The sequence below is a fragment of the Bartonella sp. MR168JLCBS genome (assembly GCF_042194175.1).
The window spans coordinates 32,324-55,282 of record NZ_JBHIMP010000003.1 but is presented as its reverse complement, the minus strand read 5'-3'; the positions used below and the strand labels follow the sequence as shown (position 1 = coordinate 55,282).

The 22,959-nt window shown below is 37.6% G+C and carries 19 protein-coding genes; 8 read left to right on the top strand and 11 right to left on the bottom strand.

Going from position 1 to position 22,959, the window contains the following annotated elements:
- Window positions 1–51 precede the first annotated feature (51 nt).
- The 4 genes from secA to prmC all read left to right on the top strand — a co-directional run bounded on the left by secA (window position 52) and on the right by prmC (window position 5,361).
- Window positions 52–2,769 (top strand): preprotein translocase subunit SecA, encoded by a 2,718-nt coding sequence (secA, locus tag ACFIK8_RS03440; RefSeq protein ID WP_375668966.1) that lies wholly within the window; start codon window positions 52–54, stop codon window positions 2,767–2,769.
- Window positions 2,708–3,199 (top strand): Fur family transcriptional regulator, encoded by a 492-nt coding sequence (locus tag ACFIK8_RS03435; RefSeq protein ID WP_026500203.1) that lies wholly within the window; start codon window positions 2,708–2,710, stop codon window positions 3,197–3,199. Before secA ends, ACFIK8_RS03435 begins: the two co-directional genes overlap by 62 nt.
- Before the next feature lie 222 nt (window positions 3,200–3,421).
- Entirely contained in the window at window positions 3,422–4,498 is a 1,077-nt protein-coding gene (gene prfA, locus ACFIK8_RS03430) for a peptide chain release factor 1 (protein ID WP_375644642.1), read from the top strand.
- Window positions 4,495–5,361 carry a peptide chain release factor N(5)-glutamine methyltransferase gene (prmC, locus tag ACFIK8_RS03425; protein ID WP_375668965.1) on the top strand — a complete coding sequence of 289 codons (867 nt, stop codon included), beginning with the start codon at window positions 4,495–4,497 and terminating at the stop codon, window positions 5,359–5,361. The genes prfA and prmC overlap by 4 nt, the downstream gene beginning before the upstream one ends.
- On the opposite strand, the gene nrdF is transcribed toward prmC, so the two are convergent.
- The 4 genes from nrdF to nrdH are packed head-to-tail and all read right to left on the bottom strand — an operon-like array spanning window position 5,358 to window position 9,098.
- Window positions 5,358–6,332: a class 1b ribonucleoside-diphosphate reductase subunit beta gene (nrdF, locus tag ACFIK8_RS03420; protein WP_012754609.1), complete on the bottom strand. Its 975-nt coding sequence runs from the start codon at window positions 6,330–6,332 to the stop codon at window positions 5,358–5,360. The genes prmC and nrdF overlap by 4 nt on opposite strands.
- Before the next feature lie 11 nt (window positions 6,333–6,343).
- Window positions 6,344–8,494 carry a class 1b ribonucleoside-diphosphate reductase subunit alpha gene (gene nrdE / locus ACFIK8_RS03415; protein WP_375636004.1) on the bottom strand — a complete coding sequence of 717 codons (2,151 nt, stop codon included), beginning with the start codon at window positions 8,492–8,494 and terminating at the stop codon, window positions 6,344–6,346.
- Window positions 8,476–8,874 carry a class Ib ribonucleoside-diphosphate reductase assembly flavoprotein NrdI gene (gene nrdI, locus ACFIK8_RS03410; RefSeq protein WP_375636005.1) on the bottom strand — a complete coding sequence of 133 codons (399 nt, stop codon included), beginning with the start codon at window positions 8,872–8,874 and terminating at the stop codon, window positions 8,476–8,478. The genes nrdE and nrdI overlap by 19 nt, the downstream gene beginning before the upstream one ends.
- Window positions 8,874–9,098: a glutaredoxin-like protein NrdH gene (gene nrdH / locus ACFIK8_RS03405; RefSeq protein WP_375644644.1), complete on the bottom strand. Its 225-nt coding sequence runs from the start codon at window positions 9,096–9,098 to the stop codon at window positions 8,874–8,876. The genes nrdI and nrdH overlap by 1 nt, the downstream gene beginning before the upstream one ends.
- Before the next feature lie 679 nt (window positions 9,099–9,777).
- Here nrdH and ACFIK8_RS03400 point away from each other — a divergent pair.
- From ACFIK8_RS03400 to ACFIK8_RS03390, 3 genes are read left to right on the top strand one after another with little or no spacing between them, the layout of a single operon-like run.
- Window positions 9,778–10,530, top strand: coding sequence for an ABC transporter ATP-binding protein (locus ACFIK8_RS03400; protein WP_375636007.1), 753 nt, complete (start codon window positions 9,778–9,780; stop codon window positions 10,528–10,530).
- A 3-nt stretch (window positions 10,531–10,533) separates the two neighbouring features.
- Window positions 10,534–11,403 (top strand): metal ABC transporter permease, encoded by an 870-nt coding sequence (locus tag ACFIK8_RS03395; RefSeq protein WP_375636008.1) that lies wholly within the window; start codon window positions 10,534–10,536, stop codon window positions 11,401–11,403.
- Between the two features lie 9 nt (window positions 11,404–11,412).
- Window positions 11,413–12,330 (top strand): metal ABC transporter solute-binding protein, Zn/Mn family, encoded by a 918-nt coding sequence (locus tag ACFIK8_RS03390; protein WP_375636009.1) that lies wholly within the window; start codon window positions 11,413–11,415, stop codon window positions 12,328–12,330.
- A gap of 911 nt (window positions 12,331–13,241) precedes the next feature.
- Here the strand turns inward: ACFIK8_RS03390 and ACFIK8_RS03385 are convergent.
- From ACFIK8_RS03385 to ACFIK8_RS03355, 7 genes are all read right to left on the bottom strand, one after another.
- The gene (locus ACFIK8_RS03385) at window positions 13,242–14,288 is read right to left on the bottom strand and encodes a sn-glycerol-3-phosphate import ATP-binding protein UgpC (protein WP_375668964.1); all 1,047 of its coding nucleotides are present in this window, start codon (window positions 14,286–14,288) and stop codon (window positions 13,242–13,244) included.
- A 2-nt stretch (window positions 14,289–14,290) separates the two neighbouring features.
- On the bottom strand, window positions 14,291–15,142 hold the full coding sequence (gene ugpE / locus ACFIK8_RS03380) for a sn-glycerol-3-phosphate ABC transporter permease UgpE (RefSeq protein WP_375636011.1): 852 nt from the start codon (window positions 15,140–15,142) through the stop codon (window positions 14,291–14,293).
- A 10-nt stretch (window positions 15,143–15,152) separates the two neighbouring features.
- Window positions 15,153–16,037: a sn-glycerol-3-phosphate ABC transporter permease UgpA gene (ugpA, locus tag ACFIK8_RS03375; protein WP_012754601.1), complete on the bottom strand. Its 885-nt coding sequence runs from the start codon at window positions 16,035–16,037 to the stop codon at window positions 15,153–15,155.
- Between the two features lie 95 nt (window positions 16,038–16,132).
- Window positions 16,133–17,467 (bottom strand): sn-glycerol-3-phosphate ABC transporter substrate-binding protein UgpB, encoded by a 1,335-nt coding sequence (ugpB, locus tag ACFIK8_RS03370; RefSeq protein ID WP_375636012.1) that lies wholly within the window; start codon window positions 17,465–17,467, stop codon window positions 16,133–16,135.
- A gap of 928 nt (window positions 17,468–18,395) precedes the next feature.
- A complete protein-coding gene (locus ACFIK8_RS03365) occupies window positions 18,396–19,118 on the bottom strand; it encodes a glycerophosphodiester phosphodiesterase (protein ID WP_375636013.1) in 723 nt (240 codons plus the stop codon).
- Window positions 19,119–19,194: 76 nt separating this feature from the next.
- Entirely contained in the window at window positions 19,195–20,751 is a 1,557-nt protein-coding gene (gene guaA, locus ACFIK8_RS03360; protein WP_375668987.1) for a glutamine-hydrolyzing GMP synthase, read from the bottom strand.
- Between the two features lie 132 nt (window positions 20,752–20,883).
- Complete coding sequence (locus ACFIK8_RS03355) at window positions 20,884–22,170, bottom strand: RsmB/NOP family class I SAM-dependent RNA methyltransferase (RefSeq protein WP_375636014.1); 1,287 nt, start codon at window positions 22,168–22,170, stop codon at window positions 20,884–20,886.
- 495 nt (window positions 22,171–22,665) lie between these two features.
- On the opposite strand from ACFIK8_RS03355, the gene ACFIK8_RS03350 reads away from it, so the two are divergent.
- On the top strand, window positions 22,666–22,812 hold the full coding sequence (locus ACFIK8_RS03350; protein WP_273722522.1) for a hypothetical protein: 147 nt from the start codon (window positions 22,666–22,668) through the stop codon (window positions 22,810–22,812).
- The last annotated feature ends 147 nt before the right edge of the window (window positions 22,813–22,959 follow it).

The following is a 22,959-nucleotide window of genomic DNA, read 5'->3' as shown; positions in this document are numbered from 1 at the left end:
GCGTATGAATTACCCAACAAGAGTGACAACAATTAAAAGAAAGGGCCAGAGATGGTCAGTTTAGGTGTTTTTGCCCGTAAGTTTTTTGGTTCAGCTCATGAGCGACGTCTCAAAGCACTCCGCCAAAAAGTTGTACAAATTAATGCTTTGGAAGAACAATTTGTAAAATTAAGTGATGAGCAGCTTTGCCAAAAAACAGATGCCTTTCGTAAACGTCTTAGTGAAGGTGAAAGTGTTGATTTGCTCTTACCAGAAGCTTTCGCAACTGTTCGTGAAGCCGCAAAACGTGTTTATGACATGCGTCCTTTTGACGTGCAACTTATTGGTGGAATGGTCCTTCACGACTGTGGCATAGCTGAAATGCGTACTGGTGAAGGTAAAACATTAATGGCAACTTTACCAATTTATCTCAATGCATTGGAAGGTAAAGGCGTTCATGTTGTGACAGTAAATGATTATCTCGCCAGTCGTGATGCTGAAACAATGGGAAAAATTTTTAGTTTTCTAGGGCTTACAACAGGCGTGATTCTCCATGATCTTGATAGTGATGCCCGCCGAGAGGCCTATGCATGCGACATCACCTATGCCACAAATAATGAACTAGGTTTTGATTATTTGCGTGATAATATGGCCTTTGATCGTAGTCAAATGGTCCAACGTGGACATCATTACGCAATTGTTGATGAAGTTGATTCGATTCTTATTGATGAAGCCCGTACACCCCTTATTATTTCTGGTCCTCTAGAAGATCGTACTGACTTCTATAACCTTATTGATACATTTATTCCTGCCTTAACTCCAGAAGACTATGAAATAGACGAAAAACAAAAAACAACGACTTTTACCGAAGTTGGTACTGAAAAAATTGAAAAAATGCTCGAACAAGCTGGACATCTTAAAGGTGAAAGCCTTTATGACATAGAAAATGTCGCTATCGTTCATCATGTCAATAATGCTCTAAAAGCTCATAAACTGTTTGCTCGCGATAAAGATTACATTGTTCGCAATGATGAAATCGTTATTATTGACGAATTTACAGGGCGAATGATGCCTGGGCGGCGTTATTCTGAAGGACTTCATCAAGCGTTAGAAGCTAAGGAGCATGTTGCTATTCAACCAGAAAACCAGACACTTGCTTCCATCACTTTCCAAAATTACTTCCGTATGTATAGGAAATTATCTGGAATGACTGGAACTGCAACAACAGAAGCCGAAGAATTCAGAAATATTTATGGTCTTGACGTTGTCGAAGTCCCTACAAATTTGCCAATACAACGTATTGATGAAGATGATGAAATTTATCGAACAGCAGAAGAGAAATATCGGGCAATTGTGCGTGATATCCGTCAAGCACACGAAAAAGAACAGCCTATTCTTGTTGGAACAACCTCTATTGAAAAGTCAGAACAATTGGCAGAGCGTTTGCGAAAAGAAGGCATTACCGATTTTAGAGTCTTAAATGCTCGCTATCACGAACAAGAAGCATACATCATTGCGCAAGCAGGAGTTCCTAGAGCTCTCACCATTGCAACCAACATGGCAGGACGCGGTACGGATATACAGCTTGGTGGTAATGTTGAAATGCGCATCCGACAAGAGTTACAGGATATCCCCGAAGGTCCAGAACGGACAGCTAAAATTGAAGAAATAAAAAAAGATGTTCAGAAGCTTAAAGACAAAGCTTTAGCGGCTGGTGGTCTTTACGTCATTGCGACGGAACGTCATGAAAGCCGTCGTATTGATAACCAGCTTCGTGGACGTTCTGGTCGCCAAGGCGATCCAGGTCGCTCAAAATTCTTTCTTTCTCTTCAAGATGATCTTATGCGTATCTTTGGCTCCAATCGTATGGATGGTATGCTGCAAAAACTTGGATTGAAAGAAAATGAAGCTATTATCCATCCATGGATTAATAAAGCCCTTGAAAAAGCACAAAAAAAGGTCGAAGCACGAAACTTTGAAATTCGTAAAAATCTGCTAAAATATGATGATGTCATGAATGATCAGCGCAAGGTTATTTTTGAACAGCGTATGGAGATCATGAACGCAGATGATTTATCAGAAATGATCCTTGAAATGCGCAATGAAGTCGTAGAGGATCTCGTAGAGGCTTATATTCCATCAGGGACATATTCTGAAAAATGGGATGTAAAAACTCTCGAAGAAGAACTTCAACAACTCTTTAATCTTGAGCTTCCAGTAGAAGAGTGGGCAAAAGAAGATGGAATTGCCGAGGAGCAAATTTTGGAGCGTGTATCAGATGCTGTTACAAAACTTGAAAATGAACGTACTGAACGCTATTCTCCAGAGGTTATGGCTTATTTTCACAAGGCAGTATTGCTCGAAACTATTGACACGTTATGGCGTGAACATCTGGTGAGTTTAGACCATTTGCGTTCTGTTGTTGGTTTTCGTGGTTATGCGCAGCGGGATCCGCTCAATGAATATAAGACAGAATCTTTTGAACTCTTTCAAAGTATGTTGAGAAATTTGCGCCGAATTGTCACTTCTAAGCTTATGCGCTTTGAAATCATTCAACAACCTACAGAACCGACCATGCCTGAGCAAACTGATGCTACTTCTTCTGTCTTTAATGATCAAAGTCAAGAAAATGCTCCCACCTTATGGGCACGATCACAAGAAAATAGATTTGTTAATCCACAAGATCGTGACCCTAATGATATAACCACATGGGGAAAAGTTGGACGTAATGAGCGTTGTCCTTGCGGTTCAGAGAAAAAATACAAACACTGTCATGGAGCCTTTGTTTGAAAAGCAAACTATGAAAATGAATAAAAAGCGAAATTATGAGCAAGAATTGCGCACAGCTGGTTTAAGAGTAACACGTCAACGACGAGTTATTCTTGATATTTTGACTGACACAAATGACCATCCCAATGCATTTGAAATTTTTCAGCGTGCAAACAAAATAGATTCGAGTATTTCACTCTCAACTGTTTATCGAACCATGAAAACATTAGAAGGAAATGGAACAATTCATCGCCATAGCTTTAGTGGTGGTCCATCTCGTTTTGAGCAAGCAGATGGTCAACATCATGATCATCTCATTGATATAGAAACAGGACAAGTTATCGAGTTTCATTCTGATGTTATTGAAAAGCTTCAAGAGGAAATTGCAAAGTCCCTTGGCTATGATATTATTCATCACCGCCTTGAACTTTACGGAAAAAAAAACTCTTAAAAAAGTGATTATATATCATTAGATAAAATACCTCAGGTAAATCGAGTTTTATAAAAATTTACCTTTAAGATATAATAGTTTCCATTGGCAAAAAAAATTTTTTGCTCTATTACCCCTTTTTGTATGATGCTATACGGTAATTCATTGTCAGTATTATAACAAAAAATCATTGCAACAAAATATTATAAAAATTGTATTATGAAAAATTAGGCCAATATTATCATGGTTTCCTTGCCACAAGATCGTATGAGACAGCTTGAAAAGCGCTTTGAAATAATTGAAAGCCAAATGACGACTAATCCAAATGCTGAAACATATGTCAAATTAGCTTCTGAATATGCAGAACTACAACCCGTTATTGCCTCTATACGCGCATTAAATGCTCTTTACAAAGAGATTACAGAATTAGAAACAATTATCAATGATAAACAAACAGACGTAGAGATGCGTAATCTTGCCCAAGAAGAGCTACCATTGTTATATAAAAAAGTAGAGCAATTTGAAAAAGAACTCCAGATTCTGCTTTTGCCTAAAGATGTTGCTGATGAAAAAAACGCTATTGTTGAAATTCGAGCAGGAACGGGTGGATCAGAAGCAGCACTTTTTTCCGGTGATCTTTTCCGTATGTATGAACGTTATGCCCATGCTCACCATTGGACAGTAGAAGTTATTTCACTCAGTGAGGGAGAAGTTGGCGGATATAAAGAGATTATTGCTACTATCTCAGGAAAAGGTGTCTTTTCTAAATTGAAATATGAATCAGGGGTTCACCGTGTGCAACGCATCCCCGAAACAGAAACCGGTGGACGTATCCATACATCTGCTGCTACCGTTGCAGTCCTTCCGGAGGCTGAAGAAATTGATATTGATATTCGCCCTGAAGATATTCGTATTGACACAATGCGTGCATCTGGAGCAGGAGGACAGCATGTTAATACAACGGATTCAGCTGTTCGTATCACGCATATTCCAACAGGAATTATGGTCGTACAAGCAGAAAAATCACAACATCAAAACCGAGCACGAGCCCTTCAAATTTTACGGGCACGCTTATTCGATATCGAACGACAAAAAGCGGAAAGTGAACGTTCAGCTTCTCGTAAAAGCCAAGTTGGTTCTGGTGATCGTTCAGAACGTATTCGTACCTATAATTTTCCACAAGGACGTGTCACGGATCACCGTATTAATCTAACCTTGTATAAGCTTGATCGCATTCTAGAGGGAGATCTTGATGAGCTTCTTCATGCACTCATCTCAGATCATCAAACAACACTGCTTATGGAAATGGATAATAATTGAGCGAATATTCTTTCAAGAATGTCATCCAACGAATGCAAGAAAAATTGCGCACGAAAGGAATTGCTGAAGCCGATCTCGATGCGAAAATACTCGTTGAATGGATAACAGGAATAAATGCTGCTGAAAGAATTTCTAAACCAGATATGCATCTGTCTTCTGAGCATATTATACAAATAGAACAGGCTCTACAACGGCGTATTGCAGGAGAACCTGTCTACCGTATTATAGGAGCACGAGAATTTTATGGTATATCTTTTGCATTGTCTCAAGAGACGTTAGAACCTCGTCCTGATACAGAAACGCTAATAGATCTTGTTCTCCCTTTTCTCCAAAAACAGGTCGAAAATTCGAGAAGAACAAGATTCCTTGATATGGGAACAGGAAGTGGCGCCATTACCATTACACTCCTTAAACAAATTCCCCAATCCTATGCGGTGGCAGTCGATATTTCTGAAGATGCCCTTAAAACAGCGAAAAAAAATGCAAAAAACGCTGAAGTAGCACACCGCTTCACACCTCTTCTTAGCGACTGGTTTGATGCGGTCGCAGATCGCTTTGATTTCATTGTTTCCAATCCACCTTATATTCCCGCACAAGATATCGAAAAACTTGCAAAAGAAGTGCGCTTACATGACCCATTACGCGCCCTGATAGGAGGGGAAGATGGACTTGATTTTTATCGAAAACTCGCCCATGAAGCAGCCAACTACTTAAAAGAAAACGGCTATGTCGCTGTTGAAATTGGTTACTCTCAAGAAAATGAAGTCTGTAATTTATTTGAAAAAAATGGTTTTCAATGTTTAGAAGTGCGTAAAGATCTAAGTGGAATACCCCGCGCACTTCTATTTGCATGCAAACATTAAAATTCCCAATCATCATCCGTGGTAGCAACCGCCTTGCCAATGACATAAGAAGAACCTGCCCCTGAAAAAAAGTCATGATTTTCATCAGAGTTTGGTGATAAAGCTGCCAAAATAGCGGGATTAACACGACAAACCTCAGGGGGAAAAAGAGCTTCAAAACCTAAATTCATTAAAGCCTTGTTAGCATTATAATGAAGAAAAATTTTAACATCTTCTGTCAATCCAAGTGCATCATAAAGATCTTCAGTATATTTGCACTCGATATTATAAAGATCAAAGAGCAGGTTAAAAGCAAAATCTTTAATTTCTTTCTTTTTGGCTTCATCAAGCTTTGCAAAGCCCAATTGGAATTTATAACCTATATAATAACCATGGACTGCTTCATCACGAATGATTAATCGAATGAGATCTGCTGTATTGGTCAACTTAGCGCGACTGGCCCAATACATGGGCAAATAAAAACCAGAATAAAATAAAAAGCTTTCCAGCAAAGTCGAAGCAATTTTTTTCTTAAGTGGATCATTTGCTTCATAACGCTCAAGTACTAATCTAGCCTTTTTCTGCAAATGAATATTTTCTTCTGACCATCTAAACGCATCATCAACTTCTACCGTCGAACAAAGGGTTGAAAAAATAGAGGAATAAGAACGTGCATGAACCGCTTCCATGAAAGCAATATTCGTCAACACTGCCTCCTCATGCTCTGTTATTGCATCAGCCAGAAGCGAAATGGCTCCAACAGTATTTTGAATTGTATCTAAAAGCGTTAGTCCTGTAAAAACACGAATTGTTAATTTACGTTCTTCATCTGTTAAGCTTGACCATGAGGGAATATCATTGGAAAGTGGAACCTTCTCAGGTAACCAAAAGTTCCCAGTTAAGCGGTTCCATACTTCAAGATCTTTCTCATCATGTAATCTATTCCAATTAACAGCGCACACAACAGGATTTTTGGTTGTAATCTTTGTCATATGATGATCTCCTATAAACTGCACGAAACACAGCCATCAACTTCTGTTCCACTTAATGCTACTTGCCGTAATCGTACATAGTAAATACTCTTTATACCCTTTTTCCAGGCATAAATTTGTGCGCGGTTAATATCACGTGTGGTAGCGGTATCAGGAAAAAATAATGTCAATGAAAGACCTTGATCAACATGCTGTGTTGCTGCAGCATAGGTATCTATAATTTTTTCAGGACCAATCTCATAAGCATCTTGGTAAAAATTCAAATTCGTATTATCCATATAAGGAGCGGGATAATAAACGCGTCCAATTTTTCCTTCTTTGCGAATTTCAATTTTTGAAGCAATTGGATGAATAGAAGAAGTGGCATGATTAATATAGGAAATAGATCCCGTAGGTGGAACTGCCTGCAAATTACGGTTATAAAGCCCATACTCAATGACTAATTTTTTGAGTTCCTGCCAATCCTTTTGATCTGGGATAACAATATTGTTCCGTGCAAAAAGCTCTTGCACAAGCGCAAATTGCGGTTTCCATTCTTTTTCAATATATTTTTCGAAAAAACGTCCATCTGCATAAGCTGATTTTTCAAACCCTGCAAACATTTCTTGACGTTCACGTGCAATCAAATTGGAAGCCCGTATGGCGTGATATGTCACAATATAAAAATAGATATTGGTAAAATCTATCGCTTCTGGAGATCCATAATAGATCTGTTCACGCGCTAGAAACCCGTGCAAATTCATTTGTCCCAAACCAATCGCATGACTTTCAGCATTGCCTTTCGCAATGGAAGGCACACAGGCAATATTGCTCATATCCGAAACCGCAGTAAGGGCACGAACAGCAGATTCCACGGTCTGTCCGAAATCAGGACTTTCCATTGCTTTGGCAATATTCATGGATCCAAGATTACAGGATATATCACTTCCAATCGTGCGATAAGTTAAATCTGTCTCCAGTTCACTTGCCTCACTCACCTGCAAAATTTCTGAACATAAATTGCTCATACTTATGCGCCCAGCTATTGGGTTCGATCGATTAGCAGTATCCTCAAATAAAATATAGGGATAACCCGACTCAAATTGAATTTCCGCTAATGTCTGGAAAAAAACGCGTGCACTTATTTTCTTTTTACGAATCTTTGCATTATCAACAAAAGAACGATAATGCTCCGTTAAAGAAATATCGCTAAAGGGCTTACCTGTCACACGCTCGATATCATAAGATGAGAAGAGATACATATCCTCATTATTCCGTGCAAGCTCAAAAGTAATATCAGGAATAACGACACCAAGCGAAAGCGTTTTGATTCTAACTTTTTCATCAGCATTTTCACGCTTTGTATCCAAAAACTTCATAATATCTAAATGGTGAGCATGCAAATAAACAGCTCCAGCCCCCTGTCTTGCCCCAAGCTGATTGGCGTAAGAAAAAGAATCTTCCAAGAGTTTCATCACCGGTAAGACTCCTGAGGACTGATTTTCTATTTGCTTAATTGGTGCCCCAGCTTCCCGCAAATTCGTTAAACAAAGCGCCACACCTCCACCACGTTTTGAAAGCTGCAAAGCCGAATTAACCGAACGACCTATCGATTCCATATTATCTTCAACACGTAGCAAAAAACACGAAACCAATTCACCACGTTGTTTTTTCCCAGCATTTAAAAATGTCGGTGTTGCCGGCTGAAAACGTCCTGTAATAATTTCATCCACAAAACTTTCAGCAAGAGCTTTATTCCCTTGTGCCAAATATAAAGCTACAAGACAAACACGATCTTCATAACGTTCAAGATAACGTTTCCCATCAAAAGTCTTTAATGTATAGCTGGTATAGTACTTAAATGCGCCTAAAAAGGTAGGAAAACGAAACTTAAATGCATAAGCACGTTTAAAAAGCTTTTTAATAAAAGAAAAATCATAAAGCCCAAATAAAGCTTTTTCATAATAACCTTCTTCTATTAAGTAGTCTATTTTTTCCTTCAGGTTATGAAAAAAAACTGTATTTTGATTAACATGCTGAAGAAAATATTGCCGTGCGGCAAGCCTATCCATATCAAATTGAATATGACCATTTTCATCATAAAGATTAAGCATTGCATTCAGCGCATGATAATCAGTAATCTGATCCGATTTCTGCGATTGCCCTATACCAATTGTTTCCAAAATCTTTCCAATCCCTTTTTTACATAAATAACGTCTTCATCAGTTCCACGCAGCTCAAAACGATAAAGGCAAGGTACACAACATTTTTCAGCAATGATTTTACTTGCTAAATTATAATAACAACCAAAATTACGATTCCCACCACCAATGACACCACGAATTAATTTTCGGTTCTCAGCTTCATTAAGAAAATGGATAACGGCTTTCGGCACTGCTCCTCTTCCTTCACCATCTGCATATGTAGGAACAACCAGTACATAAGGTTCACCAACCAATGCAGAAGGCTTTCTTTTATCAATTTTGAAGAGTCGTTGACCAAGTTGCGAGACAAAATGTTCTGTATTACCCGTTGCACTCGAATAATAAACAATAAGCCCCATTAAGCACAAAGACCACTAATCATATCTGGTCTAAAACCAGACCAATGATTTTCACCACAAACAACGACAGGAACCTGACGATACCCCAGAGATTGAACAAAATTGTATGCTTGTTCATCACAAGAAATATCAACAACACGATAATGAATGCCTTTTGCATCAAAAGCGCGGCGTGTAGCATCACATTGGACACAAGATGGTTTGCTATAAATAGTGATCGACATTTTCTTCAACTTTCACAATTCCAAACAATCAACCCTAAAAGGTCAATCTAATAATTTTATAAGTACTCAAGAATAACAAAAAACAGAAATTGTACGCAAAACATGTGGTTACTTTCAAATAGTACACAGCTTCTTGAACATAACAGAATTCCTCATCAAATAACTTCAAAGACTATGATGAGAATAAGCGATTATTCTATAACTTAAATGGCAAAGCCCCCCAGTTATAAAACAATCTTTTGCTTGCATTACAATTCCCTCCTGCTGTCTAAAAACTAACGTTCTAAACTACCGTTTTTCAAGAGCTCTGTTTTACTCTTTTACGGCAAAAATCAATTACAAAAACGAAAGGAATCCTTCCAAAAGAGATCCTTCAGCAAAAACACTGCTATGCCCTTGGTCAATAAACTCTTTACAATAATGGAAATAACTTAGATACCAAACGAAACACACTAACACCCTCTCTTGTGCTTATTTAGAATCACCAATCATTTTGATACTATATATAGTATATACTCTCTCTCTTTCGTCAAGGTGAATTCAATTATTATTTTTAATTTTCCACGATCTTCACACTAAAATTTTCAGTCCTCAAAACTATGTAATAATATAACATTTTATTGACAAACGTTATATTATTACATAGTTTTCAAAATAATAAGCAACGATGGTAAAAAATATGGATCTGCACTTCAATAAGACAACATTAGGCTATGGAAATAGAATAGCAATAAAGAACTTTTCAGCAAAGTTAAAAGCTGGTTCATTGGTCGCAATAACAGGCGATAATGGCGCTGGAAAATCGACACTGCTAAAAGCCATCGCCGGATTGATTAAACCTCTTAAGGGAAAAATTACAAAACCAAAAAAAAGCCGTATTGCTTATCTTTCTCAGCAATGTGATGTAGATCAAACATTTCCAATTGATGTGAAAACGCTTGTAAAAACAGGACTGTGGTCTTTTTGTGGATTATGGAAAAGCCAGCGCCTTTATGATTCTAAGATTCAAAATGCGCTTGAAACGGTTGGGCTTACAGAACTAGCACCCCGTTCGCTTGAAACATTATCAGGCGGGCAATTACAACGCGCTCTTTTTGCACGTATCATTGTGCAAGATGCCAATATTATTTTGCTTGATGAACCTTTCAATGGTGTAGATCATAATACCCAAAAAGACCTTCTTACACTGATCACATACTGGCAACAGCAAGGACGCACAGTTCTCGCAGCACTCCATAACCCTCTCATCGTGCAAGAATTTTTCCCCCAAATGATTCAAATTAATCAACAAAACGCCTTTTATGGAAAAACAACACAGTTTTTTAACAACACTATTCATCACGTTATGCCACCTCTCACATCCAATTCTTTTCCTATTAGCGCACAAAAACAAAATCTTCCCATCAATGATCCTCTCTTTCTTAGGTTATAAGACGTGTATGCATTTTTTCTTGCCCCCTTTGTTGATTTCCAATTTATGCAAAACGCCCTTATCGGTTCTATTTTCCTGTCTATTAGCGCTTGTCCTGTTGGTGTATTTTTGATGCTCCGTGGAATGAGCTTGATAGGAGATGCTATCTCTCATGCCATTCTTCCTGGTGTTGCAACTGCTTTTCTGATTTGTGGCTTTTCCCTCATATCTATGACACTTGGTGGCATCTTCGCTGGTATTATTGTTGCTTTAGCAACCATTTTAATTTCACGAAATAGCTTTCAGAAAGAAGATGCATCCATGACCGTCTTTTATCTTATTGCACTCGCGGCAGGTGTCATTATTATCTCACTAAAAGACTCAACAATTGAGCTGCTTCATCTCTTATTCGGATCGGTTCTTGCACTTGATGCACAAGCCCTTTGGTTAATCACTATTATAATGCTGATTACACTATGCAGCCTTTGTATTTTTTGGCGTGCACTTGTTTTAGAAAGCTTTGACCCCCTCTTTTTTAAATCACTCTCTCCGTTGAGTAAATATATTCATATTTCATTGCTTGGACTTGTGGTGTTGAATCTGGTTGGAGGCTTTCAATCACTAGGAACATTACTTTCCGTTGGCATTATGATGATTCCAGCTATTACAGCCCGTTTTTGGTTTTCACGGCTAGGCCCTATTTGCGCGCTTTCCACTCTTTTTGGAATCATTTCTAGCGTATGTGGTCTCCTGCTTTCTTTTCATCTTTCTCTTCCCTCCGGCCCTGCTATCATCATTGCCGCAGGATTTATTTATCTTTTTTCCTGCTTGATAAGTCCACGTGGCTTTATTGTAACATGGTTTCCCCACCTCTTTTATACCTCCTCACTTTAAGGAAAAAATGTGCCTAAGTTTACTCAAAAATTTGTTCTTCTTGGAGCTTTATTGCTTTCCCTTTCTCCATTTTCTGCTTCTGCAAACAATAAAATCAAAGTTGTTGCGAGCTTTTCTATTCTCGCAGATCTCGTAAAAAATGTAGGAGACAACCATATCTCTATGACCACTTTTGTAGGTCCCAATGCGAATACCCACACTTATGAACCTACCCCCCATGATGCTCAAGCTCTTAGAAATGCTCAAATTATTTTCATCAACGGACTTCATTTAGAAGGATTCATTGATCGCCTCATTACAGCAAGCGGTACAAAAGCACTTCTTGTCAAAGTTAGCGCTAACATTCCCTCCCTCAAAATGAAAAATCAAGAACATAATGCCCATCACCACCATAGCGTTATTGATCCACACGCTTGGCAAACAATTCCCAATGTCAAAATCTATGTGAAGAATATCGCTGCTGCTTTTTGTAAAATCGATCCACAATCCTGCACCAGCTACAAAAAAAATGCCGAAACCTACATCCAAAAACTTAAAATAGCACAAGATACCCTGAAAACAAAAATTGCTACCATCCCTAAAGATAAACGTATCATTATCACATCTCATAACGCCTTTGGCTATTTTGCCAAAGAATATGGTTTTACTATCCTTGCTCCCCAAAATGCTTCAACAGAAGCTGAAGCAACCGCAGCCGATGTTGCTAAACTTATCAAACAAATTAAGGCGAATAAAGCAGCTGCACTATTCGTTGAAAATATCTCTAATCCTCGGCTCATAAAACAGATTGCAAAAGAAACAGGTTTAAAAATTGGTGGGACTCTTTATTCTGATGCATTGTCAAATAAAAATGGCCCTGCAGCAACTTATCTCGATATGATGGAACATAATGTGAATACCATCATTGATGCCATCACAAAACATTAAGATTTTCTACAAAAGAGATAAAAAAGCGTTCATAAAATCGTAAGTCTATGATTATATTACTAATGATACCCAACATCTATAATTGATAATATTGATATAAAATAAAGTTACTTTTACAGAGAAATTTATACTCAATAGATGCTAAGATAGATAAAGTAAGTGGATTTATTGCCTCATGATGCCCAGATCGTCAGCGGCATCATTCTATTTTCCAACGCTTCTTTTACAATAACTCTCGACACTTGAAACGATTCATAAGAAGCATTTGGGGTCTCTTTCTTAAAGTATTTTTATCTACCCAACTCCATTTATAACATACAAGTAGAATGAGTGTATGAATAAAAACCACTTGAAGAAAAAATGCCTCTTATAGGATCTCTGAAACCATTTAAGATCATATAGTCAGCAGTAAAATAGAATATGCCTATTCTCGTACAGACTATTTAGAACAGCGTCGTATTTTTTGGATCAAATAGACTTCTTATGTTAGGGATCAAAGCTACGATATGGGGCGCATCCCCTCTCATCTGTGAATTATTGTTTCCCTCTATTTCTCTCATTTACTTTTTATAAGTTACATAAATTATTACATCAAGAAACACATGATAATATATTGTTTTTTATGAGCAAAATATGGTTAATCAATGGTTATTTTATATTGATATTTTTTTATAGTGAAAATGATTTTATTATGTTTGAGATTTGAAAATAATATTCTTCTCACAGACCGTGAAAATGCATATTTTCTTCATATAAATGTTTTGACATTCTCAGCGCCATGGGACAATGGATCATTACCAAAACTTTTAAAATTTTGTTTTTAATCCCATCGGTTACAACCTGATTTTGTAAATGCAATCGAGAAAATCGAAACGCAACATAAAAGAAAGTCGTGTCACATCAATTAATGCTTACTTACTATTTGTACGCTTTCCAGTGTTTTTGTTAAAAGTATGAAAATTCTGATGAGCGACAGTGAAACTTAGTTTTTGCCCATAGTCGTGTGTCAAGCGTTCTTTTATTTCAATCGTAAAGATGATATTATTCCAACGCGTTAAAACATGGCAACCTGTTCCGATAGGCTTGATAAGCTCAATTTTTGTGTGAAAGACAGGTCCTTTATCTGGATGTTCGCCCAATAAGATTATTTCAGGTCTGAATGCTAAAAGATCAGTTTCTTCGCCATAAGAAAATGAATGCCCTAAATGTTGTTCTAAGACATGGCGATCAAGAAAATTCATAGGAGGAGAACCAATAAAATCAGCAACAAATGTTGTTGCTGGAGTGTCGTAAATTTCCATTGGTGTTCCAATTTGCTCGATAGCTCCTTTATTCAAAACGACTATTCTATCAGCTAATGTCATAGCTTCTAGTTGATCATGGGTAACATAGAGGCTGGTCGTTCCTAATGAACGCTGTAGTGTTTTTATTTCAATACACATTTGCGCCCGCAATTTTGCATCAAGATTTGAAAGAGGTTCATCAAAGAGAAAAACACGGGGTTGACGTACAATCACACGCCCCATTGCAACACGCTGACGTTGTCCTCCTGATAATTGTCGTGGCTTACGATCAAGAAATGATTCTATCTCCAAAAGTTTTGCAGCATGTGCGATGCGTTTTTTAATTTCTTCTTTAGGAGTTTTACGATTTTTAAGACCATATTCTAAGTTTCCACGAACTGTCATATGGGGATAAAGAGCATAATTTTGAAAAACCATAGCAATATCACGATCAGCTGGTTCACAATCATTGATACGTTCGTTATCAATACATAATTCACCTGAGGTAACTTGTTCAAGTCCTGCTATAATACGCAATAAGGTTGATTTTCCGCACCCTGAAGGACCGACAAGAACAAGAAGTTCTTTATCAGCAACAGTTAAGTTTAAATCATCAATGACCAGAATGCCGTTGTCATACCGTTTTTTTATATTTGATAACTGGATTATGGCCATAATTACTTCTCCGTTTCAATAAGGCCTTTGATAAAAAGCCGTTGCATGAAGATAACAACAAGAACAGGGGGAACCATGGCAACAACCGATACTGCCATGAGTATATTCCATTGAGGATCATGTTGAAGTGATTCGACAATAAGCTGTTTTAAAATAATAAGGATCGTTTGATGATTTTGATCCGTTGTGATGATAAGAGGCCAAAGATATTGTATCCATCCATAAATAAACATAATGATAAATAAAGCAGCGATATTGCTTTTACTAAGAGGAAGAAGAATATCCTTAAAAAATTTAACTGGACCTGCACCATCAACACGTGCCGCCTCTAAGAGTTCATCTGGAATAGTCAAAAAAAACTGGCGAAATAAAAATGTAGCGGTTGCAGATGCAATAAGTGGAATAATCATTCCACTATAGGTGTCGATCATCCCCAATTTCGCAACAACCTCATAGGTTGGAAGAATACGAACTTCGACAGGGAGCATCAATGTAACAAAAATAAGAACAAAAGCAGTTTTTCGGAAAGGAAAACGCATATAAACAATTGCATAAGCAGATAAAAGTGAAATAATAATTTTTCCAATACTAATCCCTAGAGCCATAATGAGTGAATTCATTAAGAGTGGCCAGAGGTTGGGAAGACCGAGTTGTGCAAGGCCATCACCAAAGATTGTTTTATAATTTTCCAAAGCATATTTCCCAGGTAAAAGAGGAAGTGTTCCCGAGTTGAATGCTGCTGAACTATGGGTTGATGCAATGATAGCAACGTAAACTGGAAAGCAAATAATGATAATGCCAATAATGAGAGTAATATGGGTTAGAAATTTCAAAATAGGGCGATTTTCAACCATAATTTACTTCCTAATATTGTACACGACGCTCAATCCAGCGAAACTGAATAAAGGTTAAGACAATAACCATCAACATCAATATTGTTGACTGTGCTGCTGATGCACCGATTATTTGATTTCTAAAGCCATCGTCATATACTTTATAGACGAGGATGCTCGTTGCACGCGCAGGACCTCCAGAAGTTGTATTATCAATAATACCAAAGGTATCAAACATAACATAATTGACATTGACAATAAGAAGGAAAAACGTCGTTGGTGAAATTTGCGGGAAGACTACAGTCCAAAATCGTTTAAAGGGACCAGCACCATCAATGGCGGCTGCTTCTATTTGAGAACGCGGAACAGACTGAAGACCTGTAAGAAAAAAGAGAAAATTGTAAGAAATTTGTTTCCAACTAGCCGCTATGACAATAAGAATCATTGCTTGAGTGCCATTAATACGATAATTCCATAGCACCCCTATTTTCTCGAGAAGAAAAGGGATAATTCCGATGGTGGGATGAAAGATAAACAGCCATAATATACCTGCCAATACTGGAGCAACAGCATAGGGCCAGAGCAAAAGCATTGTATAAGCCTTTTTTGCACGGATGACACGATCAACACAGACAGCTAAGAGAAGTGATATTGTCATTGAAGCGACAGTAACTGAGATGGAAAATACTGCGGTTGTAAGAAGTGATTGCAGATAAGTAGGATCAGAAAGAACGGTTAGATAATTTTCAAAACCAATAAAGGTTGTTGTAAAGCCAAAAGGGTCTTCACGCTCAAAAGATGATTTTATTGCTTGAGCAGCAGGCCAAAAGAAAAACAAAAAAGTCACAAGAAGCTGAGGGAAAAGCAGTCCGTAAGAAAGTAGACTATTTTTAAAATATGCATGTTTTTCTTGCATTCGTAGGGCTCTTTAAATGTAGAGACTTTAAAAAGATAAACAAAAAGAACTCAACTGTTTTTGTTGAGTCTTTAATGTTTAACAATAAAACGAGATTAATGATTAGATTTTTCAAATTCACGCAAGAGTTTATTTCCACGTTCAACGGTCTCATCTAAACCATCTTTCGGTGTTTTTGAACCACTAAGAACAGCTTCCAACTCTTGATCAAGAATGGCACGGATTTGTGGTAAATTACCAAATCTTATCCCTTTCGAGTTAACTGTTGGTGGATTAAGATTAATCTGTTTGATAGCTATATCCGCACCTGGCGTTTTTTCATAGAAATGTTGTTTTTTGCTCAATTCATAAGTCGCTTTTGTGGTTGGAAGATAACCTGTTTCCTGATGCCATTTTGCTTGGTTTTCTGTTTTTGAAAGAAATTTAAGAAAAGCGGCTGCCCCTGCATATTCCTTTGGGGTATGTCCCTTAAACGCCCAAATAGAAGCTCCCCCAATAACTGAATTTTGTGGTGTTCCTTCTGCATCCTTATAATACGGTAGCATACCAACTCCCACATCAAACTGAGCTTCCGAAACAATTCCAGCACGTGATCCTGAAGATTGCATAAAAATTGCACAATTTTGTGCCATAAACATTGGTGTTGAATCTAATGCACCTGCTGGACCACCATAACGGAAAATACCTTGATCAGACCACTTTTTCAGGTCAGTCCACATACGCACTTGTAAAGGTCCATTAAATGTAAGTTCTGAATCAAGTCCTTTAAAGCCATTTTCCTTCGTTCCAAAAGGAACATTATGCAACGCTGAAAAATTTTCTATACCAATCCATTGAGCAGCATAAGCCATCGTAAAACCGCAAGTTGCCGCTTTAGTCTCAAGAATTTTTTTGGAAAAGTCTTCTATATCTTGCCACGTTTTAGGAGGCTGTTCCGGATCAAGCCCTGCTTTTTTAAAGATATCTTTGTTATAATAAAGAATGGGAGTTGAAATATTAAATGGCATAGAGATGATACGTCCCTGTTCATCGGAGTAATAACCACTAATAGCAGGGAAATAATCTGTAGGATCAAATTCTTGTTTTGTATCAGCCATAAGTTGATAAAATGGATAGATTGCGCCTTTTGCAGCCATCATAGTTCCAGTACCAACGTCATAAATCTGGGCAAGCACTGGTTGTTTCTTTCCACGAAATGCTGCAATGAGTGAAATCAACCCCTCTTCATATTCGCCGCGAAATGAAGGAACAACTTTATACTCTGATTGACTTGCATTAAAATCGTTAATGAGACTTTCAGTTTGCTTTCCTAATTCACCACTCATAGAATGCCAAAAGCTGATTTTTGTCTGCGCAAAACTTGCTGTTATTCCCGCTGTAGACATTATGATAGCAACCGTGGCCGCTATGGAAAGATAAAAACGACTCATGGCTCACCCTTTCTGAAGTGATGGAATACAAACTACCCCTAAATTTATAGTATTACACATGAACATGCTATGACAGTTTTATTTCAGAAATATATTCTCTCATTTAAACAGGAACCACCAAAAGGTCAAATGAATTTGTTTAAATTTATTCGTTTTCTTTTATAAGCTTTCTTATGTATTAACGAGATACGCGTTTGTAACTATCTGAAAAAAGTGAGATGGCTTAAATAAGCAAAGTCAATTGGTAAAAAGATATAGATCGTAAATGTCATTCAATGACTATTCTAATATCTGGATTTACTTTTTTTAAAAAGAATTATTTATTCTTTTGCTATTTGTCTTATAACTTTCGGCTTATAACTTTAACACGATGTTGCTACTGAATTTAACGAAGAGACAAATAGAATTTTTCTTAAAACTACGAAAATCATTTTGAAACGCTTAATAGTTCCTTTCCTGTAGTGAGATCACGCTCCTCACGCAAAACAAAATGACATTGTATTACCAATTTCCATGCTGTTAAAAAATCTTTCAATACATCTACATTTCATGATAGCTCCTATAAAATAAGCCATAAAGCCTCTCCACTAAATTATATAAGACTTTTTGTATGCCATCATATGAGCCCCTAATGCTTCAACAAGTCTTGCATTTGAAATACGTTAAATAAATATTTTTATTCTTTTCTCAATAATTTTTTATCCACACACCAACCCTGCTTGTAATGTGTAAACGAATGATTTTGATTGATTCATTGTAAAAAGATTTGAAATAAGAAAATCTTACGTATTAAGATCTCTTATTCATATGAATAAACCATTAATTATCATTATAAATCAATGTATTATTGTTATATATTAGATAATTTTTCTTCTTTCATTACGCTAGCTTTATGAGGATATATAGTTCCCTTTGTATTGATGTATTTTTACCTTTGTGCACGCAATTGCAATGCGAGATCGGGTTGATCTGTCGTAATATAATGTACAGGCATGTCAAGCCAATGTGATAACCGAGCTTTTCCATTAATTGTCCATACCCCTACAGTAAAACCAGCCTCAAGAGCTGATTCAATAAAGTCCTGTGAAACAATGGAGCCATCTAAACTTAGATCAGAATAACCTAATTGCTTCCATACAGAAAAATGACGGTACATATCACCTTCAAGATTATCAACACATGGACCAGATGGTATTCCTGCTTCAATAAAAGGACGAAGGATCAAAGGATCAAAACTAATTGCAGAAACCCGTTCTGATAAATTTCGGCTTTTTATTAGCGCAAGCGCTTTTTGGGATAATATTGTTTCACGCTCCACTTCACCACATGTCTTGATTTCAAGATGCAATGCAATATTCGTTGGTGCTAAAAGATCAAGCACCTCTTCTAATAAGGGAGGTGCTTCTTGGCTTCCTTTTACGCAGAGTTGTTTGCGTGTTTCATTATCAATGTCGTGAATATACCCCTTTTTTCCAACCAATTGGTCTAGACGGAAGTCGTGAAAGACAACCACTTCACCGCTTTTCAGCAAATGAACGTCGCATTCAACTTCATCAACACCTAACGCTATAGCATTATTAAATGCCGAAAGAGTATTTTCAGGATAAAGATGAGCTCCGCCACGGTGTGCAACAATTTTTTTCTCAGACATGCAAAATTCCACACTTCTCAATTTTAAACGATATTAGCGTACAGATTGCCAGATAAAGGCTTATCCTTCATTTTAATTATTCCCATTCAATAGTACTAGGAGGCTTTGAGGTTACATCATATACAACACGATTAATCCCTCTAACTTCGTTAATAATACGTGCTGCCGTCTTACCTAAAAACGCCATATCATAGGGATAAAAATCAGCAGTCATTCCATCTACAGATGTGACGGCACGAAGAGCACAAACAAATTCATAAGTGCGACCATCCCCCATCACGCCAACAGTTTGAACAGGAAGAAGAACAGCAAAAGCTTGCCAAATTTCGTCATAAAGACCGGCTTTACGGATTTCCTCAAGATAAATAGCATCTGCTTCACGTAAAATTTCTAATTTTTCACGGGTCACAGTACCTGGACAGCGAATTGCAAGACCTGGACCTGGAAAAGGATGGCGACCAATAAACTGCTCTGGTAATCCTAACTCTCGCCCTAGCAAGCGAACCTCATCCTTAAAGAGCTCACGCAACGGTTCTACAAGTTGCATATTCATCTGTTCTGGCAGCCCACCCACATTATGATGGCTTTTAATGGTTACCGTTTTACCAATAACAGACACACTCTCAATAACATCTGGATAAAGTGTTCCTTGTGCTAAGAACTCTGCACCTCCTATTTTTTTAGTTTCTTCTTCAAAAACTTCAATAAAAAGGCGACCAATCGTTTTGCGCTTTTTTTCTGGATCTGTCTCACCCTCTAAAGCATTAAGAAATATATCGGCAGCATTAACGTGAATAAGCTCTATATTATAATGATCACGAAAGAGCGTGAGAACTTCTTCAGCTTCATTCTTGCGCATCAGCCCATGGTCTACCAAAATGCATGTCAGTTGATCTCCTATGGCTTCATGAAGGAGTACCGCTACAACAGATGAATCCACCCCCCCTGAAAGACCACAAATCACACGACTTTTCCCAACTTTTTGTCGTATCGTAGCAATTGCCTGCTCACGATAAGAAGCCATTGACCAACCACCTTTAATAGCAGAGATTTTATGAATAAAGTTTTGCAAAAGTTTTGTACCATCTGGTGTATGGATAACTTCAGGATGAAACTGTACTGCATAAAAATGTCTTTTTTCATCAGCAATAGCCGCATAGGGAGCTCCGTTTGAGGTCCCTATGACACGAAAACCTTCTGGTAAAGCTGCCACACGGTCACCATGGCTCATCCATACTTGATAACGAGAACATTTTTCCCACACTCCATCAAAAAGAGCACTCTCTTCTTGCACTTCCAAAAAAGCACGCCCAAATTCACGCTCATGTCCAGCTTCAACCTTTCCTCCAAGCTGAACACACATGACTTGTTCACCATAGCAAATACCCAGAATCGGAATACCCGCCTCAAAAATTTCCATTGGAGCACGCGGAGAGCCCTCATCAATAACGGAATAAGGACTCCCTGATAAAATAATAGCTTTAGGATTTATGCGGCGCACAGCTTCTAAAGCCAATTGAAAAGGAGCAATTTCACAATATACCCCCATTGCTCGTACCCGTCGTGCAATAAGTTGTGTAACTTGTGAACCAAAGTCAATAATAAGAACCGTGTCTGGATGTGATATGCTCATAGAAAACCAATCAACAATTGTAAAAGAAAACTCATGCGAGTTATGATTCAATCTTTCTTTTTTCACAAGCCTATTTTCTTAAGAAAAAGATTATTCTCGTAAAATTTATGATAAAAAATGCAAAAATATGGATCAATGTTTTTTTTGCAACACAGATAAAAAGAACCCATCTGTTTGTGTTGTGGCCGTCGACAAAGTAAGTCCATAATTTGAAAAAACTGGTTGCACAGGAGAAAAACTAAAATGTTTCTGCCAAAGCGCTGGCATATCTATTGGAGCAAAATGAGAATGTTGTTGAAGGAAACGGGAAATTTGTTCCTCATTTTCATCTGTAAAGAGAGAACAGGTAATATAGACTAGGCGCCCATTTGGCTTAAGATAAGCTATCGCTTCATTCAAAATAGATCTCTGTTCTGTTTGGCGTTGTTTCACCTGTTCTAATGTTAAACGCCATTTCGCATCTGGACGACGACGCCATGTTCCTGTCCCACTACATGGTGCATCTAGTAGAACTCTATCCATCTGACCTGTTAATGGTTTTAATTCTTCTCTTTGCACTCGTATTTGTACATTACGAACACCAGCGCGTCGAAGACGATCAAAAATAGGAGCCAAACGAGCTTTGTCTGAATCATAAGCATAAATTTGCCCACGATTGTTCATATCGGAAGCTAAAGCTAATGTTTTACCCCCAGCACCTGCGCAATAATCTAATACCTGCATGCTTTCTCGCGCTTCCACAAGGTGAGCAACAATTTGAGATCCTAAATCCTGTATTTCAAAGTGTCCTTTTTGAAAAGCTGGTTCCACTTGAACATTAGGATGACGGTTAAACTTTTCAATCGGTGCAATTCTCAAAGCTTGCTCAAACCATGGCAAAGATTTAAGTTTGGTTTTTGCTAATTCTTTCAACACCTTTTCTGGTGTTGCCTTTAAGTTATTTACCCGTAGGTCTAAAGAAGGACGCGTTGCTAACGCAGCCGCTTCAGTGATCCAATTATCACCAAATAAAGGACGCAGATGCGCTTGACACCATTGCGGAATATCACCACGAATATAGTCTGGAGCATCCACTAATTGCTGACCTTGCCACGATTTACGCTGTTTAGCTCCTAATAACTGCGGCGCAAACCGATCTTCTGCTAACTCACCGTCAATTTGCTCCAGCGTCATTTTTCCAGAATCTAATAAGGCACCAAAAACGATATCTCGGATATCATCACTCTCCATACGCCATTGTAAAGAATAGCGTCGTCTTAAAACATCATAAACGATTGTGCCAATAGCTGCGCGATCACCTGCTCCAGCAAAGCGATGAGAAAGCCCCCAATCCTTTAAAGCTTCTCCTACTGGGCGATGCTTCATTTCTATCTCTTTGAGAACATCTATTGCTGCTTGCAAACGCCCACCTAATCGCATTCATTTCTCCCATTAAAATAATAAAATCTTAAATCATCTAAAAAAATAATATTATCTTCTTCTTGCCAATAAAACCTTCTCAAAACCATTAAAATGATCTGATCATACTTTTTATAAGATCCAATATTAGAGTATCTAGATTTTTCCTTTCATCTTCTGCCCATTCACTTTTTATCCCTCTACCTCTTATACTAAAAGATACGCAGCCATCCATAAAGAACTTATTTCCGCCATGCATTACGAAAAAACAAACTCCTTAATTATTGCGTAAAATAAAATTTACGAGGATTATCTGAATAACAGAAAAAATCAAATATCTCCCATCTTTTTAGGGCTATCCATCTGAAAAAATAGAAAAAATCTTCTCATAAAATTAAACACGTCCATCTTACGTTCACCAAAAAATTAACTTTTTAGAAAATGCTTGGAACCACTATTTGGCATGACCGTTTTTACTCTACTGGCAACTGCCAGACAATTTAAAAGGAGAAAATAATGACTTATAATAATGGAAAAACAACTTCATCTAAAAGCCGTCATAACACAATGCCCTCAAACAACGGAAAGAAATCCGTCCAAAGTGATCAGACAAACACTCGCCAACGTGCGTCAAAGACAGGACGGAAGACTACAAAAAGTTAATTCTAATTTTATATAACTTATTTCATATAGTCTTAACAGAAAGAATTAGAGTTTTGACCTCTAATTCTTTCCTTTTTGGGATTATTACACCAAATCACAAACAGAAAAAAGCGCAGTCTCTCTTTCTTGTTCTCGGAAGATTTTATA

What these genes read in the sequence shown, in the direction of transcription:
- secA (WP_375668966.1), top strand. Translation starts at nt 52, where the DNA reads ATGGTCAGTTTAGGTGTTTTTGCCCGTAAGTTTTTTGGTTCAGCTCAT.
- ACFIK8_RS03435 (WP_026500203.1), top strand. Translation starts at nt 2,708, where the DNA reads ATGAGCGTTGTCCTTGCGGTTCAGAGAAAAAATACAAACACTGTCATG.
- prfA (WP_375644642.1), top strand. Translation starts at nt 3,422, where the DNA reads ATGGTTTCCTTGCCACAAGATCGTATGAGACAGCTTGAAAAGCGCTTT.
- nrdF (WP_012754609.1), bottom strand. Translation starts at nt 6,332, where the DNA reads ATGACAAAGATTACAACCAAAAATCCTGTTGTGTGCGCTGTTAATTGG.
- nrdI (WP_375636005.1), bottom strand. Translation starts at nt 8,874, where the DNA reads ATGGGGCTTATTGTTTATTATTCGAGTGCAACGGGTAATACAGAACAT.
- nrdH (WP_375644644.1), bottom strand. Translation starts at nt 9,098, where the DNA reads ATGTCGATCACTATTTATAGCAAACCATCTTGTGTCCAATGTGATGCT.
- ACFIK8_RS03400 (WP_375636007.1), top strand. Translation starts at nt 9,778, where the DNA reads ATGGATCTGCACTTCAATAAGACAACATTAGGCTATGGAAATAGAATA.
- ACFIK8_RS03385 (WP_375668964.1), bottom strand. Translation starts at nt 14,288, where the DNA reads ATGGCCATAATCCAGTTATCAAATATAAAAAAACGGTATGACAACGGC.
- ugpE (WP_375636011.1), bottom strand. Translation starts at nt 15,142, where the DNA reads ATGGTTGAAAATCGCCCTATTTTGAAATTTCTAACCCATATTACTCTC.
- ugpA (WP_012754601.1), bottom strand. Translation starts at nt 16,037, where the DNA reads ATGCAAGAAAAACATGCATATTTTAAAAATAGTCTACTTTCTTACGGA.
- ugpB (WP_375636012.1), bottom strand. Translation starts at nt 17,467, where the DNA reads ATGAGTCGTTTTTATCTTTCCATAGCGGCCACGGTTGCTATCATAATG.
- ACFIK8_RS03365 (WP_375636013.1), bottom strand. Translation starts at nt 19,118, where the DNA reads ATGTCTGAGAAAAAAATTGTTGCACACCGTGGCGGAGCTCATCTTTAT.
- guaA (WP_375668987.1), bottom strand. Translation starts at nt 20,751, where the DNA reads ATGAGCATATCACATCCAGACACGGTTCTTATTATTGACTTTGGTTCA.
- ACFIK8_RS03355 (WP_375636014.1), bottom strand. Translation starts at nt 22,170, where the DNA reads ATGCGATTAGGTGGGCGTTTGCAAGCAGCAATAGATGTTCTCAAAGAG.
- ACFIK8_RS03350 (WP_273722522.1), top strand. Translation starts at nt 22,666, where the DNA reads ATGACTTATAATAATGGAAAAACAACTTCATCTAAAAGCCGTCATAAC.